At 62.9% G+C, this 17003-nt stretch carries 13 protein-coding genes; 5 read left to right on the top strand and 8 right to left on the bottom strand.

The annotated features are described in order from the left end of the window. Nucleotides 1-120: 120 nt before the first annotated feature. Nucleotides 121-2991: an insulinase family protein gene (locus GYK42_RS02345; RefSeq protein WP_166446156.1), complete on the bottom strand. Its 2871-nt coding sequence runs from the start codon at nt 2989-2991 to the stop codon at nt 121-123. A 282-nt stretch (nt 2992-3273) separates the two neighbouring features. On the opposite strand from GYK42_RS02345, the gene GYK42_RS02350 reads away from it, so the two are divergent. The 4 genes from GYK42_RS02350 (at nt 3274) to GYK42_RS02365 (ending at nt 7219) form a co-directional block, all read left to right on the top strand. Beyond that, the gene (locus GYK42_RS02350; RefSeq protein ID WP_166446157.1) at nt 3274-4686 is read left to right on the top strand and encodes a HAMP domain-containing sensor histidine kinase; all 1413 of its coding nucleotides are present in this window, start codon (nt 3274-3276) and stop codon (nt 4684-4686) included. Then, the gene (locus GYK42_RS02355) at nt 4683-5225 is read left to right on the top strand and encodes a hypothetical protein (protein ID WP_240943384.1); all 543 of its coding nucleotides are present in this window, start codon (nt 4683-4685) and stop codon (nt 5223-5225) included. Before GYK42_RS02350 ends, GYK42_RS02355 begins: the two co-directional genes overlap by 4 nt. Beyond that, nucleotides 5222-6589 carry a sigma 54-interacting transcriptional regulator gene (locus GYK42_RS02360; RefSeq protein WP_046681794.1) on the top strand — a complete coding sequence of 456 codons (1368 nt, stop codon included), beginning with the start codon at nt 5222-5224 and terminating at the stop codon, nt 6587-6589. The genes GYK42_RS02355 and GYK42_RS02360 overlap by 4 nt, the downstream gene beginning before the upstream one ends. A gap of 267 nt (nt 6590-6856) precedes the next feature. Next, nucleotides 6857-7219: a BON domain-containing protein gene (locus tag GYK42_RS02365; RefSeq protein WP_034752546.1), complete on the top strand. Its 363-nt coding sequence runs from the start codon at nt 6857-6859 to the stop codon at nt 7217-7219. 80 nt (nt 7220-7299) lie between these two features. Here the strand turns inward: GYK42_RS02365 and GYK42_RS02370 are convergent, their stop codons facing one another. From GYK42_RS02370 to GYK42_RS02400, 7 genes are all read right to left on the bottom strand, one after another. Then, nucleotides 7300-8655, bottom strand: a complete 1356-nt coding sequence (locus tag GYK42_RS02370; protein WP_166446158.1) for an FGGY family carbohydrate kinase — start codon at nt 8653-8655, stop codon at nt 7300-7302. Nucleotides 8656-8664: 9 nt separating this feature from the next. Next, entirely contained in the window at nt 8665-8985 is a 321-nt protein-coding gene (locus GYK42_RS02375; protein WP_166446159.1) for an L-rhamnose mutarotase, read from the bottom strand. Between the two features lie 2 nt (nt 8986-8987). Then, entirely contained in the window at nt 8988-10028 is a 1041-nt protein-coding gene (locus GYK42_RS02380; RefSeq protein ID WP_346768048.1) for an ABC transporter permease, read from the bottom strand. A 5-nt stretch (nt 10029-10033) separates the two neighbouring features. Continuing rightward, nucleotides 10034-11029: an ABC transporter permease gene (locus tag GYK42_RS02385; RefSeq protein ID WP_166446160.1), complete on the bottom strand. Its 996-nt coding sequence runs from the start codon at nt 11027-11029 to the stop codon at nt 10034-10036. Next, nucleotides 11017-12567, bottom strand: coding sequence for a sugar ABC transporter ATP-binding protein (locus tag GYK42_RS02390; protein WP_240943385.1), 1551 nt, complete (start codon nt 12565-12567; stop codon nt 11017-11019). Before GYK42_RS02390 ends, GYK42_RS02385 begins: the two co-directional genes overlap by 13 nt. Before the next feature lie 73 nt (nt 12568-12640). Further along, entirely contained in the window at nt 12641-13603 is a 963-nt protein-coding gene (gene rhaS, locus GYK42_RS02395; protein WP_431190146.1) for a rhamnose ABC transporter substrate-binding protein, read from the bottom strand. 109 nt (nt 13604-13712) lie between these two features. Beyond that, nucleotides 13713-14546 carry a DeoR family transcriptional regulator gene (locus tag GYK42_RS02400; protein ID WP_166446163.1) on the bottom strand — a complete coding sequence of 278 codons (834 nt, stop codon included), beginning with the start codon at nt 14544-14546 and terminating at the stop codon, nt 13713-13715. Nucleotides 14547-14873: 327 nt separating this feature from the next. Here GYK42_RS02400 and GYK42_RS02405 point away from each other — a divergent pair, with 327 nt between their 5' ends. Beyond that, on the top strand, nt 14874-16982 hold the full coding sequence (locus GYK42_RS02405; RefSeq protein WP_240943386.1) for a bifunctional rhamnulose-1-phosphate aldolase/short-chain dehydrogenase: 2109 nt from the start codon (nt 14874-14876) through the stop codon (nt 16980-16982). The last annotated feature ends 21 nt before the right edge of the window (nt 16983-17003 follow it).

Below are 17003 nucleotides of genomic sequence, written 5' to 3' on the forward strand. Positions count from 1 at the left end.
CGTAGGTCGGATTAGCGGCGGAACGTCGCGTAATCCGACAATATCGTTGGCCGGTGGTGGTGTCGGATTACGCGCGGCTTCGCCACGCTAATCCGACCTACTCGATTTGCGGCAAGTTTCTCAGGAAGCCAGCGCCAGCAAATCCACCACTTCCAGTCCGGCCAGGTCTTGCGTCGTGTTGCCCGCAAACGCGGCGCGGCTAGGCTGGCCGTTTTTCAGCCAGGTGCGCGTGACTTCCTTGATCTGCGCCAGGGTGCAATTGAGCACGCCGGTGCGGAATTGCTGGCGCACGGCTTCCGTCGTGCCACGCTGCTGCATGTTCCACGCCGTCAGCGCTTCCGCGTATGGCGAGTGCGGCTTGTCGAGGCCCTTGATGACGCAAATGATGGCCTCTTCCACTTGTTCCTGCGAGAAATCGCCGTCGAGGATCTGATCGAGGGTCGTGCCGAAGTCGGCGAACGTGCCGGCCAGGCGCGGATCGCGGTAGGAACTGAGCGTGAACGTGCCGGCGCCGGCCGCGTAGCTGGCGCTGCCGCCATACGCCCCGCCTTTTTCGCGCAGGGCCGTATGCAGCACCTGGTTGGTCATCAGTTCGGCGGCGACGGCCAGGGCCGAAGCGTCCGGATTATGCACGCCCGGTACGGCCCAGGAAACGAAGCAATGGTTGATCTGGCTTGTCGCATGCAGGGCCGTGTTGGCCAGCGGCAAAGCTGCCGGTGCGACGGTTTCTGCCGGTGCGGCGGCATCTGTGCTGGCTGCCGGCAATTCCAGCAAGCGGGCCAGGGTGATGCCATCCTGCTCCAGGCCGGCGCACAGCACGGTCGGCTGCTGGGCGATGATGTGCGCGTGCAGGGTGTCGAGTTCGCGCGCGATTTCCTGCAAGCCTGCCGATGTCTTGCTCAGCTGCTGCAAACGGCGGTAGAACGGCAGCGCTGCCGGGCCGCCGACGATGTCGTCGAAACGGCGCGTAGGCGACAGGGGAGCTGCCGAGGCCAGCATGGCGTAGCGGTTGCCGGACTCGGCCAGGCTGGAGAGTTTGTCTTGCACCAGGCTTTCGATCAGGAAAGCCAGGCGCTCTTCTTCATCGAAGCGTGGCTTGGCGATCCAGGCCGACAGCACGGCGGCGATCGCCGCATGTTCTTCGCGCAAGCCGCTGGCCGAGAACGACAGTTCCACGCGCATCGCCTGTTGCGGGCGGGGAATCGCTTCCAGGCCGATGTGGAACGAGGGCACCATGCTCTGGCGCCAGGCGCTGGCGTCGTCGAACGACATGTCGCCCACGCCCAGTTCCGGCGCCAGGTCCGTGTACAAACGCAGCCATGGCCACGACGCTTCCGGCAGGCTCGACACGTCGTACAGCACGTTGGCATAGCTGATGCCGTTCGAGGCGATGCTGAACGCCACGGCGCCGTCGACGGCGGCTGGAATCGGCAGGGCCGGGCGCGGCAAGGCGCTGACGTCGCCAGGGCGGATGCGCGGCAAGACTTCGGAATTCGACGGCAGCTGCTGATGCGCTTCCAGCGCGGCGGACTCGGCCATGATGTGTTCGCGCTCGGCATCCGTCAGGCGCGCTTGCAGGGCCGCCAGCTTGGCGTCTTCCTGGGCGGCGCGGGCCGTGAAGTAGGCGCTGTCAGGCACCACATGCGTCGTCAGGCGGGTCGGATTGGCGATCAGCTCGCGCACCAGCTGCTTGAAGAATTCCGGGTCCTCGATCTGCTGTTCCAATGTTTCCAGAATGGCCGCATTGTCGAACGCGTCCATCACGTCGCCGCCATACATGGCCAGCGGCAAGGCGTGCAGCAGGCGGCCCAGGCCGTAAGGCATGCGGCCGCTGCTGATTTCGCGCTGGCTATATTTGATGTCGCGCAAGGCCGCATGCAGCACGGCGGCGGGAATGCCCTCTTCCGCCGTCTCTTCCAGGGCCGTCCAGATGCGCTGGTGCGCATCGGCGATCTGTTCTTTGGTTAAACCTTCCATGCCGATGTGGAATACCATCTGGCGGATGCCCGCATCGCGGCCATTCATGTCCGATGGACGGCCATAGCCGGCCGATTCCATGGCGCGCATGACGGGCGCCGACGATTCGCCCAGTAAGCCGTGCGACAGCAGATGCGCGTGGTAGTAGGCGATGGGGTCGCTCGACTCGCCCATCAGCCAGGCGAATTGCAGGCCGAACTCATCGTCGCGCGCTTCCTGCGACGGAATTTTCACAATATTTTCCTGCGGCGCGGTCCAGGCGGGCGCCAGTTGCGGCAGGCGGCGTTCGGAGAAACCGCTGAGCTTGGACAGCACGCGCTCGGCGACTTGTTCCTGCACGGCCGACGCTTCGATATTGCCGGCGGTCATGATCACGGCTTGCGAAGGGTGATAGTGGCTGGCGTGGAATTCTTTCAGCATTTCATGCGTCAGCTCGGGGATGTCGAGCGGATCGCCGCCCGATTCCACTTCATACGTCGTGCCCTTGAGCAAGGCGCTGGCGATGCCGCTGTCGAGCGCGCGCATGGGGCTGTTGAAAGCGCCCTTCATTTCATTGAAGACGATGCCCTGGTACACGAGCTTGTCGCCTTCGAACGCATGGCGCCAGCCTTCCTGGCGGAAATTCAGGTAATCGAGGTTCGGGAAGAAGGCCGCGTCAAGGTAGACGTCGAGCAGGTTGAAGAAATCCTTGCGGTCGGTGCTGGCGAACGGGTATACGGTGCGGTCCGCATAGGTCATTGCATTCATGAACGTGGCCGTCGAGCGGCGCAGCATCGAGAAGAAGGGGTCGCGCACCGGGTAGCGCGACGAGCCGCACAAGGCCAGGTGTTCCAGGATGTGGGCGCGCCCGTCGCTCACTTCGGGCACAGTGGGAAAGGCCACCAGGAACACCATCTCAGCCTGCTCGGTATGCATGTGGATATGGCGCATGCCCGTTGCTGGCTCGACATATTGCTCAATGGTTGCCTGCAAGACTGGAATGAAGTTGCTGCTGACTTTTTCAAATGTGCTCATGCGGTATGGGATCTCTGCGGTAGGTGATTCGGAGTGTCGGTGGGGCTGCATCACATGTGGGGGCAAAGCGGCGTAATGCCAGGGCCGGGGCCACTTTGATGCCTGTATGAAGTTTTTCCCTATTGTACTAGGAGTATCTGCGCGCCGCCGCCGACGCTTGCTTGTGGGACGCAAAAGCAACAAGGTTGCCAAATAGGCTATTTTTGACAGCTGGCGCCCCGCGATGGAGGCTTAGCGTACCATGCGCCTTTTACTCTCCAGACTGAACCGAAGGCGCCTACCTTGTCTCGACTTTCCTTTCGCCAACTGTTATTTGCCGCCTTCATTTTGACGACGGGCATTTTGACGGCCACCTCTGTGCAAGCCTTGCTGACCCTGGAACATCTGGCGCGGCTGGGGCGCGAGACGGCGGCGCAGGCGATTGCCCTGACGGAACAGTCGCAGCGCCTGTCCGAGCGCACCCTGGCCATGGAGCGCAGCGCGCGCCAGTTCCTCGTGCTCGATGATCCCGTGTTCCGCGAGCGCTTCGCGGCGGCCCGCGACGAAGCGACGGCGGCGCTGCAAGTACTGAACCGTGCCACGCCCGAGTTCGCTCCCCAGCTGGCCGACGAATGGACGGTGCAGGCGCAATCGGCCTGGGAAGTTTTACAGGCGGGCAAGCGCCGCAAGCGCGATGGTCACGCCGTCGTATACCGCGCGTTTGCCCGCATGGCGCAGATCAATGACAGCCTGGCGCGCGAAAGCAAGACGGAAATCGGCAGCCGCAACGACGCCCTGCTGGCCGAGCTGGAACGCCAGCGCCGCCTCCTGGGTGTGCTGGTGGGCGGCGCAGTGCTGCTGGCGGCCGTGCTGGCCACCTGCTTCGGCTTTTTATTGTCGCGCCCGCTGCGCCGCATCAAGACGGCCATCGAGCGCCTGGGCGACAAGCGCTACGACCAGCCCATCGTCGTCGGCGGCCCGGCCGACACGCGCCGCCTGGGCCAGCAGCTGGACTGGCTGCGCCAGCGCCTGGCCGACCTCGATGCCGACAAGGAACGTTTTCTGCGTCATATATCGCATGAGCTGAAAACCCCGCTGGCGGCCCTGCGCGAAGGCGTGGCCTTGCTGGAAGACGAGGTGGCAGGCAAGCTCAGCGACAGTCAGCGCGAGATTGCCGGCATCTTGCAGCAAAACACGGCGTCCTTGCAAACCCAGATCGAGGACTTGCTGCGCTACAATACCGCCGCTTTTGACGCCCAGCACTTGGCGCACAGCAAGGTCGATTTGTTGGTCTTGCTGCAAGATGTGGTGGCCGGGCAACGCCTGCAATGGCTGGCCCGCCGTTTGACGGTCGAGGTGCAGGGCGAATCCCTGATCGTGCAGGCCGACCGCGACAAGCTGGCGACGGCCCTGGCGAATTTGCTGTCGAATGCCGTGCGCTTCAGCCCGGAAGGCGGCACCGTGCGTTTCACCCTGTCTTGCGAAGGCGGCCGCGTGCGTATCGATTGCATCGACGAGGGCGCCGGCGTGGCGCCCGAGGATGCCGCGCGTATTTTTGAACCGTTTTACCAGGGAGTGCGCCAGGCGGCCGGCGCGCGCAACGGCAATGGCATCGGCCTGTCCATCGTGCGCGAATATATTGCCGCCCACGATGGCAGCGTCACTCTTTTACCGCGCCCCGCTGGCGCGCATTTTCGGATAGAACTGCCTTTATGATGACGAGAATTTCCCTGACCGCCATGGTCGCCTGCGCATTGCTGTTGGGCGCTTGCGCCGCCAAGCCCCCCATCCAGACGCCCGTGCTGGTGCAAACGCCGCCGCGCGTGGTGGTGGTAGCCGATCCCCAGCTGACCGAACTGCTCGCGTATCAAAGCGTCTTGCGCCTGATGACGCCGTCGGAACTGGTAAAAGCGCAGCTGGACCTGGCGAAAGCCGACCATGCGCCGCAGAACACGCTACGCCGTGCCATGCTGCAAGCGGCCTTGCGCGGTCCCGGCGACCTGGCCCGCGCGCAGGCGCTGCTGGAACCATTGCTGACGGCCACGGGCAAGGATGCGCAACTGCTGGCGCCGCTGGCGCAATTGCTGGGCAGCCAGTATGCGGAACTGCGCCGCCAGGAAGAGAGCATAGACAAGCTCAACACGCAGCTACGCGACGCCCAGCGCCGCAACGACTTGCTCAATGAAAAACTCGAAGCGTTAAAGAATATCGAGCGCAGCCTGTCCGTGCGCCCTGCCGCGGGAGCGCCGAAATGAGCGAACACGCCCACATTTTATTGGTCGACGACGATCCCGACCTGCTGCGCCTGCTGACCATCCGCCTGAAGGCGGGCAACTATCGCGTGACGGCCGTGGGCAGCGCGGAAGCGGCGCTGGCGCGCCTGGCCGTGGAATTGCCGGCCCTGGTCATTACCGACGTGCAATTGCCGGGCCGCGACGGCCTGGCCCTGTTCGATGAAATCCGCCGCCAGCATGCGGCCTTGCCCGTGATTCTCTTGACGGCGCATGGCACGATTCCCGACGCCGTCGACGCGACGGCGCGTGGCGCGTTTGCGTATCTGACGAAACCGTTCGACGGCAAGCTGCTGATGGAAAAAGTGGCGTATGCCATCAACTTGTCCACCGTCATGCCGGCGCAAGCGTCCGGCGACGAGAGCTGGCGTGCCGAGCTGATCAGCCGTAGTTCGCAGATGGCCGAATTGCTGGCCGAAGCCAAGCTGGTGGCCGGGTCCGATGCCAGCATCCTGATTCGCGGCCCCAGCGGCACGGGCAAGGAGTTGCTGGCGCGCGCCCTGCACAATGCCAGCCGCCGCGCCAAGGCGCCGTTTATCGCCGTCAACTGCGGCGCCATTCCCGAGCAGCTGCTGGAGTCGGAATTGTTCGGCCACGTGAAGGGATCGTTTACGGGCGCCGTCGGCAACCGCGAAGGCTTGTTCCAGGCGGCCGATGGCGGCACCCTGTTTTTGGATGAGATCGGCGACATGCCCTTGCCGCTGCAGGTAAAACTGCTGAGGGTGCTGCAGGAGCGGGCCGTGCGCCCCGTCGGTGCCGACCAGACGCGTCCGGTGGATGTGCGCTTGCTGTCGGCGACCCACCGCGATCTGGACGTGGCGATGACCGAGGGGCAATTTCGCGAAGACCTGTATTACCGCCTGAATGTCGTGACCTTGACCCTGCCGCCGCTGGCCGAGCGCCGCGAAGATATTTCTCTGCTGGCGAACCATTTCTTGCAGAAGCTGGCGGCCAAGTATCAAAAACCCTTGAATGGTTTCGCGCCTGATGCATTGACTGCGCTGGTGGCCGCTCCTTGGCCCGGCAATGTGCGCCAGCTGGTCAATGTCGTTGAGCAAGTGTGCGCGCTGGCGACGGCGCCGCTGGTGCCCTTGTCGCTGGTGCAGCGGGCCCTGCGCGTGCCGTCGCTGGAAGCGCTCAGCTATAACGAAGCCAAGCAGCGCTTCGAGCGCGATTATCTGATTCAGCTGCTGCGCCTGACGGATGGCAACGTGGCCGACGCGGCCCGCCTGGCCGACCGCAACCGCACGGAGTTCTACCGCTTATTACAGAAATACGAGCTGACGCCGGCCCTGTTCCGGGGCGATGGCGACCCTGTCGCTGAATAGCGACAAAAATAAAGCGTGGAAAATCAAAGGCTTGGCGTAAAACATTGACGGTCTTGCCACAAGCTGTCGCCGCCAGGCGACAAAAAGCCCCGTTTTTCGGGCCAGATCGCCGCGAAACGGGCTGAAAAAATTGAGATGGAATGTAAGTTATTGATTTTAAATGAAATTTAAAAGCTGGCACGGCGCTTGCTGTATGGGTAGATGTGACGCTTCAAAGTGTTGCTTTATCCAAGTAAGAAGCTTTTAACTTCATTGAGAGGAACTACCATGCAAACATCGAAACTGTTCAATACCCTGGTTGCCGCTATCGTACTGTCGGGCGCCTCGATCACCGCTTCGCATGCCGCTGACTCCGCACCAAAAGCACAAGCTCCTGCTGACACCGTCGTGGCCGCCAACGCTGCCGCAGCCGTCCCTGATGAAACCATCACTTCCTCGGCCAAGGCCGCCCTGAGCGCCGATGCGCAAGCCGCTGCCCTGCCAGTCAAGGTAGCAACCCAGCAAGGTGTGGTCGTCCTGTCGGGCGACGTGCCGAGCGCCGAAGCGGGTGACCGCGTCGTGCAGATCGTCGCTTCCGTGAGCGGCGTGAAAGAAATCAAGAACGAGCTGAAAGTCAAAGCCGCCGGTTAATTCCCGCGCGGTAACGCCTCGCGCTGTACTTTACTCCGGGTTGCCCTGTCTGCGGACAGGGCATTTTTTTGCCCGTTGATTTATTGTGTCAGCAGTGCCCGCCATTGTTCACGATAAGCAAGCAAGCCGCCCACGGCCAGCGCCGGCATCACCGTTGCCGCCATCGTCGGCACCTCGCCCCAGCGATGCAGCATCCAGCCGCCACACGTGGTGCCACTGGCGTCCTGCGACACGGCCACGTCCTGGCCTGGCCGCAAGGCCGCCAGCAAGGACGAAAAATGCCGGTTGTCCGTAAAACTGCCTTCCACCGTGACCGGCCCTCGTGCGTCGAGGGCGTCGAGGCAATAGTCGCTCATCAGCGCGCAATACAAGGTGGCCAGCGCATACCGTTCCTGCGCGTTGCGCGGCGCTGGCCCGGCGATGCGCCCCGCCTGCCCCACGAACGGCCCGCCCGACTCGGCAAAGCACGGCAGCGCCACGGTGCCTTGCCCGACCAGCCGCGCGATGTCGGCCGCATCGCACGCTTGCGGCTGCTCGCCGGCCAGCACCGAAAATTCGCGTCCTCCCATGAAGCGCATGCAGGCGACGGGCTGGCCCAGCGCATTGACATTGGCCAGCATGTCGGCCGTTTCATCGAGCTGCTCGAGAGGCGCGCCAAACGCGGCGGCGATCGCCCAGGTGCCGGTCGACAATACCGTGCGCGGCTCGCCGTTTGCTCGCGCATCCAGATAGCGCAGCAGCGAGGCATTGCTGTCGTGGATGCCGCACAGCACCTGGCACGCGGGCGGCAAGGCGTGGGCCAGCACCGGCCCCAGCGCGGTCCACGCCGGCCGCAGCGGTGGAAACAGATGCGTCCATTCCATCTGCTGCACCAGCGAGGAATACGTTCCTTGCCGCGGTTGCCACAAATCCGTATGGCAACCCAGCGAGGTCACTTCGCCGGCCGCCACGCCCGATAAACGCCAGGCCCAGTATTGCGGGTAGGTCAGAATATGGCGCGCGCGGGCAAATTGCTCCGGATATGTTCTGGCCAGCCAGTACAGCTGCAAACCCAGGTTCAGCCCGCACGGCAGTCGTGGCGACAGGCTGTCGGCAAACGCGGGACGCAGCGCCGCATACTCGACTGCCAGCGCTTGCGGCAAGCTGGACTCATAGTCGAGGATGGGCAGCACCAGCCCTTCGTCGTCGACCAGGGCCGCCGTGGCGCCATGCGTGACGGGCACGATGGCAGTGATGCGGGCCTGGCGCGCAAACACGGCCAGCATGGTCTGCAGCCAGTCCCACAGGCGTTCCGTATCGTGGTGCGGATACGGTCCCGCGTGCACGATGCTGTTTGGGCAGCGCTGTTCGGCCAGGATGGCGCCGGTGGCGTCCAGCAAGGTCAGCTTGGCATTGGTCTTGCCGATATCGAGTACCACGGTGGCGTTGTCGGTCACGTCATGTCCTCAGGCGAGATGAAAAACGCGAGCCAGGGGCACGACGACGGGCGACGCATCGGGCCGCGTGTCCATCAGGTCGGCCATGTAATCCCACCAGCGGCGCATTACCGGATGCTGCGGCAGCGCCTCCATCGCGTGGCCGTCGATGCGGCGCAGCACGGCAAACAGCGCGCCCGTACCTGCATCGAGAAAGATGCTGTAGTCGCGCACGCCCGAGTCGTGCAGTAAGCTGGCCAGTTCGGGCCAGATGGCGTCGTGGCGGCGTTGATATTCGGCGGCGATGGCCGGCCCCGGCTTGAGCTGCATCCTGAAAGCGATGTGTTCCATGGTTATTTTTTCGTCGGTTTGCGGTTCAGCAGGCGCGGCAGGGCAATTGTGATCAACAGCAAGATGCCGACCACAATCGTCATGATGACGCCAGGAATATTGAGCAGTGCCAGGCCATAGGTCACCATGCCCAGCAGCAGCACGGCCAGCAGTACGCCGCCGATGCTGCCCTTGCCGCCGGCGATGCTGACGCCGCCGAGGATGACCATGGTGATCACTTCCAGTTCCCAGCCCATGGCGATATTCGGCCGCGTGCTGCCGATGCGTCCCGTCAGCAGCCAGGCGGCCAGGCCGGCCATGGTGCCCGTCAGCACGAACAGCGCAAAGCGGTAGCGGTCCACCGCCACGCCCGAGAAGCGCGCGGCCATCGGATTGCTGCCGATGGCAAAGATGCGCCGGCCCCAGCTGGTCGCGTGCAGCAGCACGGCAAACAGCACGGCAAACACCAGCAATATCACGAAGGGACGCGGGAGGATGTCGAAGAAATAGCCCTGGCCCCAGTCGACCAGAAGTGGCGGATAGCCGGTATAGGCCTGGTCGCCGAGGATCACGCTGGCCAGGCCGCGAAACAGCGCCACCGTGCCGATCGTCACGACGATGGACGGCAGGGCAAAGCGCGTCACCAGCACGCCGTTCAGACTGCCGCAAACGGCGCCCATGGCCAGCGCGACAAACAGCAGGCCTTCCGGCGGCACGCCGTGGTGGTGCGCAAAACCCATCGCCACCGACGACAGCGCCAAGGTGCCCGAGACGGAAATGTCGATTTCGCGGCAAATGATCAGCAAGGCCATCGGCAGCGCAATCAGCGCTTTTTCGCTGAAATTGAAAGTGCTGTCGGCCAGGTTGTAGGCGTCGAAAAAGTTTGGCAGCAGCACACTGTTGCCGATGAACACGGCCACCAGCAGCAGCGCCAGCAGCGCTTCCCAGTGCGCCAGGTAATGCGACAGGCGCTGTGCCTTGCGGTCGAGGATGGTGTAGCGCGTACCGGGCGCGGCGGGCGATGGCGCGCCGTTCACGGTGCTCTGGTGCAGGGAAGTCGAGATCGCGTTCACGCGGCGCTCCTTGAGGACGGTTGCAGCATGGCCAGCGGCAGGATCTGGCGCCCGGCCTTCTTGTTGCCGCGTGCATTGATCAGCACGGCGGTAAGGATTACGATGCCCGTCAGCGCGCTTTGCCAGAACGGCGAGACCTTGATGATCGGCAAGGCGTTATTGATCACGGACAGGAACAGCGCGCCGAGCACGGCGCCCGACACCGTGCCGGCGCCGCCGGCGATGCTGATGCCGCCGATTACGCAGGCGGCAATCACGGTAAATTCAAAGCCGTAGGCAATTTCCGAATACGCGACCGCATAGCGCGCCACCCACAGGTAGCCGCACAGGCCGGCCATCATGCCCGACAGACCGTAGGTCCAGAACAGCCGGCGAGCCGTCGAGATGCCGACATAGCGCGCCGCCTGCGGCTGGTTGCCGATCGCATACAGGTCGCGCCCAAAGCGCGTATAGCGCGCCAATAACCAGATGGCGATAATGGCGACGGCGGCGATCCATACCAGATGCGTGATGCCAAACAGATGGCTCAATGGAAAGGCGATGAAATTGGCCGGCATCTGGTGCGACGAGACCCAGGCGCCGCCGGACAGCACGAACACCAGGCCCCTATACACGCTCATGGTGCCCAGCGTCACCACGATGGGCGGCAGGTCCAGGTAGCCGATCAGGTAGCCATTGACCAGCCCCAGCAGCAGGCCGATCAGCACCGCCGCCAGCATCACCAGCACCAAAGGCAGGCCGGGATAATTGACCGCCAGCAGCGCCGCCATCATGCCGGACAAGGCCAGGTTTGACGCCACCGACAGATCGATGCCGCGCGTGACGATCACGAACATCTGCGTCAGCGCCAGCATGATCAGCAAGGTGCTGTCGGTCAGCAGATTGGCCAGGCTGCCGGTGCTCAGAAAGACCGGGGCGCGCACGCCCACGGCGCCGGCCAGCAGCACGATCAGCAGCGCCAGCTGGACTTCGCGTTGTTTCAGGTAGTGCATATGAGTTCCTCGTTGGTATGCGCGCTGCCGGAGGCGGCGGCGACCACTTTTTCCGGCGTCGCCTGGGCGCGCGGCAACACGCAGTTGATATGGCCCTGGTGCATCACCACCACGCGGTCGGCCATGCCCAGCACTTCCGGCAATTCCGATGACACCAGGATCACCGACAGGCCCTGCGTCACCAGTTCGCTGATAAAGCGGTGCACGGCCGCTTTCGAGCCGATATCGATGCCCTTGGTCGGTTCATCGAGAATGATGACTTTGGGCTTGGTGGCCAGCCATTTGGCCAGCACCACTTTTTGCTGGTTGCCGCCCGACAGCTCCGACACCATCTGCGTAAAGTGGCTGGCCTTCAGTTCCAGCTGTTCGCTGAGCTGGCGCGCGATCGCCGTTTCGCTGGCACGCTTGCTGCGCAGGAAAAAACCGATGCCGTCGAGAATAGGCAAGGTGATGTTCTGCACGATGGACAGCGACAGGTGCGCGCCCTGGTGCTGGCGGTCTTCCGGCACATACGCGATGCCGTGCCGGATGGCGTCGCTGGCGCAGCGGATCGCCACTTCCTGGCCGGCAATCTTGACGGTGCCGGTCACGCCTGGCGTCAGGCCAAACAGCGCCTGCATCACTTCGGAGCGCCCGGCGCCCACCAGGCCGTAGAAGCCGACGATCTCGCCTTGCTGCACCGAAAAACTGACGTCCCGAAACTCGGTCGGATGACAGAACTGCGACACTTCCAGCAAGGTCGCTCCCAGCGCTACCTCGGCCTTGGGAAATACCTGGTGGATGGCGCGGCCCACCATCAAGGAGACCAGCTGCGGTTCGGTAATCTCGGCCAGCAGGCCGGCGGCGACAAAATGGCCGTCGCGCAGCACGGTGTAGCTGTCGGCGACGGCAAAGATTTCATCGAATTTGTGCGAGATGAAAATGACGGCCGTGCCGGCCGCGCGCAGCTGGCCGATGATGCGGTACAGCTCGTGGATTTCGCGCTGCGACAGCGACGCCGTCGGCTCGTCCATGATCACCACGCGCGCCTCCTGCGACAGCGCGCGGGCGATCTCCACGAAGTGGCGCTGCGCCACGCTCAGGTCCTTCACCTTGGCCAGCACCGGCAGCTGCACTTCCAGGCGCGCAAAGATCGCTTCTGCTTGCTGCGCCATCAGCGCCCAGTCGATGCGCGCCGGGTAGCCGGTCTGCGGCTGGCGGCCGATATAAATGTTCTCGGCTACCGTCAGTTCGTCGAACATCACGGTTTCCTGGTGCACGGCGGTGATGCCGGCAGCCATCGCGTCTTGTGGGCTGGCAAACAGCACGCGCTGGCCGCCGACTTCGAGATGGCCGGCGTCCGGCTGATAAATGCCCGTCAGGGTCTTCACCAGGGTCGACTTGCCGGCGCCGTTTTCGCCGATCAGCGCCATCACTTCACCGGCGCGCACGGCCAGCGCCACGTCGTGCAGCGCGGTGACGCCATGAAAATGCTTGCAGAGGCCGTGCAGGCGCAATACCGGCGCATCGTTCTGCGCAATAGGGGGATTCTGTGACATAGCCATTCACAAGTTAAAGATTTCGTAGGTCGGGTTAGCGGAACGCGTAACCCGACAACAGCCGCCGACAGTCTTAGAAAATCTTCGAGAACTTGTCGACGTTATCCTTGTCATACGTGAACGGTGGCGCCAGTGCCGCTTCGCCGGTGGCGTCGACAGTCAGCTTGCCCATGCGGCCGACCGCAATCGATTCGCCCGCCTTGCCGCTTGCCTTGCCAATGACGAACTGATGCGCGGCATAGGTGGCGGCGTAGCCCAGGTCAATCGGGTTCCAGATCGCAAAGCTTTTCACGGCGCCGCTTTTCACGTGGCCGGCCATTTCCGATGGCAAACCCAGGCCCGTCACATACACTTTGCCGACCAGTTTTTCATCGACCACGGCCTTGCTGGCGGCATTGATGCCGACCGTCGTCGGAGCGATGATGGCTTTCAAATTCGGGTTGCTGCGCAACAGGCCAATCGCTTCGCGGTAGCTCTTGTCGGACTGGTCGTCGCCATACACGGTCGACACCAGCTTGATTTTCGAATACGCGCTCTGGGCCAGCGTCTTTTTCATTTCGCCGATCCAGATATTCTGGTTGGTCGCCTGCGCCGTGGCCGACAGGATGGCGATCTCGCCAGCGCCGCCGATGGCGTCGGACGCCATTTCGATCTGTTTCTGGCCGATCAGGGACGGGCTCGATGGGTTCAGCTGCAGCAAACGGCCTTCCTTGGCGACGCCGCTGTCGAAGGAGATGACCTTGATGCCGCGCTGCATGGCTTTCTTGGTGATCGGCACCAGGGCATTGGCGTCGTTGGCGGAAATGACGATGGCCTTGACCTTCTGGCTGATCAGGGAACTGATGATTTCAATCTGGCCTTCGGCGGTGGCGGTGGTCGGGCCCGTGTAGATGATTTCCACGTCGCCCAGCTGCTTGGCCGCTTCGTTCGCGCCTTCATGGGCGGCATCAAAAAAACCGTTGCCGAGGTTTTTCACGACCATGGCGATCTTCATTTTGTCAGCCGCCTGGGCACCGGTGGCCAGGCAGGCCATCATGCAGGTGCTCAGGATCGCCACCATCATTTTTTTCATTTTCATGCCACGTCTCCTTTTATTATTGATGTGGCGGTAGGCACCATGCCTCCGGCCATCTTGTTATTGGTGTTTATTGGCCCGACCAGTCGCTTTCCGCCTGCGACAGGGCCGCCTCGGGCGCGAGCTCGGGCGCTACTGCCAGCACCTTGACGCCCGACTGTTCCAGCATCTGCACGGCAGCGTCGGACGCGCCCGTGTCCGTGATGACGCAGGAGACGCGGTTCAGGCCGCAGAGGATCAGTCCCGCCTTGCGGGCGAACTTGCTGCTGTCGGCCAGCACGATCAATTCCTCGGCCTGGCTGATCAGGCGCTTTTCCGCCTGGATCAGCATTGGGTCCGCTTCCATCAGGCCCAGCATCGACAGGCCATACACGCCCATGAACATCTTGCCGGCGTAATGGTGCTGGCTGATGTCGTTATCAAAAGGGCTGAGGATGACGTTCTGTTCGCGGTACACCGTGCCGCCCGGCAAGATGATTTCATTCTCGCTCGTCATCAGGAGGCGTTCGGCCATCATGAAGGAGTTGGTGAGGATTTTCAGGCGCTTGTCGACCAGAAATTCCACCATGCGGTAGGTGGTGGTGCCGCCATTGATGATGATGGTGTCGCCGTCCGCGCACAGGCCGCAGGCATGGCGGGCAATCGCGCGTTTTTGCGCGGCGCCGCGGTCGATATTGTTCTGGAATGTCTCGCCCGACAGCGCAAAGGTGCGCTGCTTTTTTTGCGGCAGGCTTTCTGCGCCGCCACGCGTGCGCACCAGCAGGTTGCGCTCGGCCAGCCAGGCGATATCGCGCCTTATGGTCGCTGGCGACGAATTGAGCCAGCCGACCAACTGGTCGACGCTCGCCGCGGCATGCTCGGCGAGTAACTTCAACAGCCCTTTGCGGCGTTTGTGATTGATCACCTTTGTCTCCTCTTGAGCCCTCTCCTGCCTTGCCCTGGCGTAGCCAGATGGGCAGGGACGACTTCTTTATCGGTGAGCCAGCCTAAGCAGTTGAGCGGTGCGTGTCAACAATCAATCAATCAACATCGTGATTATTTGCCCATTGCGCAAATGCCTGATCGTCTCTTCGATCAACATGATGATTATTTGCGTTTCTCTCACGCTTTTGATTGCTTGTTGATTGACATGATCAGGCGCCTGACTTCTACTGAGCGCTGCTGCCGCCAGTTGCTCCGCACGCAGATGCGGCCAGGGCAATGCACACATAACCAATAATGGAGACACTGTATGACCGCCACGATGGACACCAACACGCCTGCGCCCATGACTTCGCTGTGGGATGACGCGCACGCCGCAACCTTGAGCGAACCGGAACTGCTGCTGTACCGCTCGAATCTGCTCGGCTCCGACATGCGCATCACCAATTTTGGCGGCGGCAATACGTCGGCCAAGATCAGCATGACCGACCCGCTGACGGGCGGCGCAGCCGAGGTGCTGTGGGTGAAAGGGTCGGGCGGCGACCTGGGCAGCATCAAGCTCGACGGTTTTTCCACCCTCTACATGGACAAGCTCCATGCCTTGAAAGGCCGCTACCGTGGCCTGGCGCTGGAAGATGAAATGGTGGCGTATCTGCCCCACTGCACCTTCAACCTGAACCCGCGCGCAGCCAGTATCGACACCCCGCTGCATGCCTACATCGCGCGCAAGCATGTCGACCATATGCACCCGGACGCGGTGATCGCGATCGCCGCCTGCGCCAATAGCAAAGCGCTCACGCACAAGATTTTTGAAGGCGAACTGGGCTGGCTGCCATGGCAGCGTCCCGGCTATGACCTGGGCCTGAAACTCGAAGCGCTGTCGCAATCGCAACCGAACCTGAAGGGCATCATCCTCGAAGGCCACGGCCTGTTTACCTGGGGCGATACGGCCAAGTCCTGCTATGAAGTGACCCTGGCCATCATCAAGCGCGCCGAAGACTGGCTGGCCGCCAACAGCAAGCAGCCCGTCTTTGGCGGCGCCAAGGCCGCGCCATTGCCAGCGCAGGAGCGCGCGGCGCTGGCGCAGCGCCTGATGCCTGTGTTGCGCGGCAAGATCAGCCAGGATGAATACAAGCTCGGCCACTTTGACGACAGCGCCAATGTGCTCGATTTTGTCTGCAGCAATGATCTGCTGCCGCTGGCCGCACTCGGCACTTCCTGCCCCGACCACTTCCTGCGCACCAAGATCCGTCCTTTCGTGATCGATTTCGATCCGCTTAACCCCGACTTCGACAAGCTCGTGGCCGGCCTGGACGATGCGCTGGCCGCCTACCGCGCCGATTACATTGCCTACTACACGCGCTGCAAGCACGACAACAGCCCGGCCGTGCGCGACGCCAATCCGATCATCTATTTGATCCCGGGCGTGGGCATGCTGTCGTTCGCCAAGGACAAGGCGACGGCGCGCATCGCCGGCGAGTTCTATGTCAACGCCATCAACGTGATGCGCGGCGCCAATGGCGTCGATACCTATGTCGGCTTGCCGGAACAGGAAGCGTTCGATATCGAATACTGGCTGCTCGAAGAAGCCAAGCTGCAGCGCATGCCGAAACCGAAAAGCCTGGCCGGCCGCATCGCCCTGGTGACCGGTGGCGCCGGCGGCATTGGCCAGGCCGTGGCGCGCCAGCTGCTGCAGGAAGGCGCTTGCGTGATGCTGACCGATATCGATGGCGGCGCTCTGGAAGAAGCCGAGCAGGCGCTGTTGAAAGTGGCGGGGCGCGACAATATCGCCACCGTGCGCGCCAATATCACGGCCGAGCATGAAGTCGAATCCATCCTGAACGCGGCCGCGCTGCGCTTTGGCGGCGTGGATCTCTTGGTGTCGAACGCCGGCATCGCCTCGTCGGCGCCGGTCGAAGACACGACCCTGGAAATGTGGGAGCGCAACCAGTCGATTCTGGTCACCGGCTACTTCCTGGTCAGCCGCGCCGCCTTCCGCATCATGAAGCAGCAGCAATTGGGCGGCAGCATGGTGTATGTGGCCAGCAAGAATGGCCTGGTCGCTTCGGGCGGCGCCTCGGCCTATTGCACCGCCAAGGCGGCTGAAATCCACCTGGCGCGCTGTTTGGCGCTCGAAGGCGCGCCGCACGGCATCCGCGTCAACGTGGTCAACCCCGACGCCGTGATCCGTGGTTCGCGCATCTGGGACGGCAAGTGGAAGGAAGAGCGGGCCGCGTCGAACAAGATCGATTCGGACGATATCGAGGAATTCTACCGCCAGCGCAGCATGCTCAAACGCAGCGTGCTGCCGGAAGACATTGCCGAGGCCGTGTATTTCCTGTCCAGCGAAAAAGCGGCCAAGAGCACCGGCAATATCCTCAATGTCGATGCCGGCAATGCGGCCGCCTTTACACGATAATCACGTCCTATAAAAAAGCAG

This window comes from Janthinobacterium lividum (assembly GCF_011601275.1).
Lineage (GTDB): Bacteria > Pseudomonadota > Gammaproteobacteria > Burkholderiales > Burkholderiaceae_D > Janthinobacterium > Janthinobacterium lividum_E.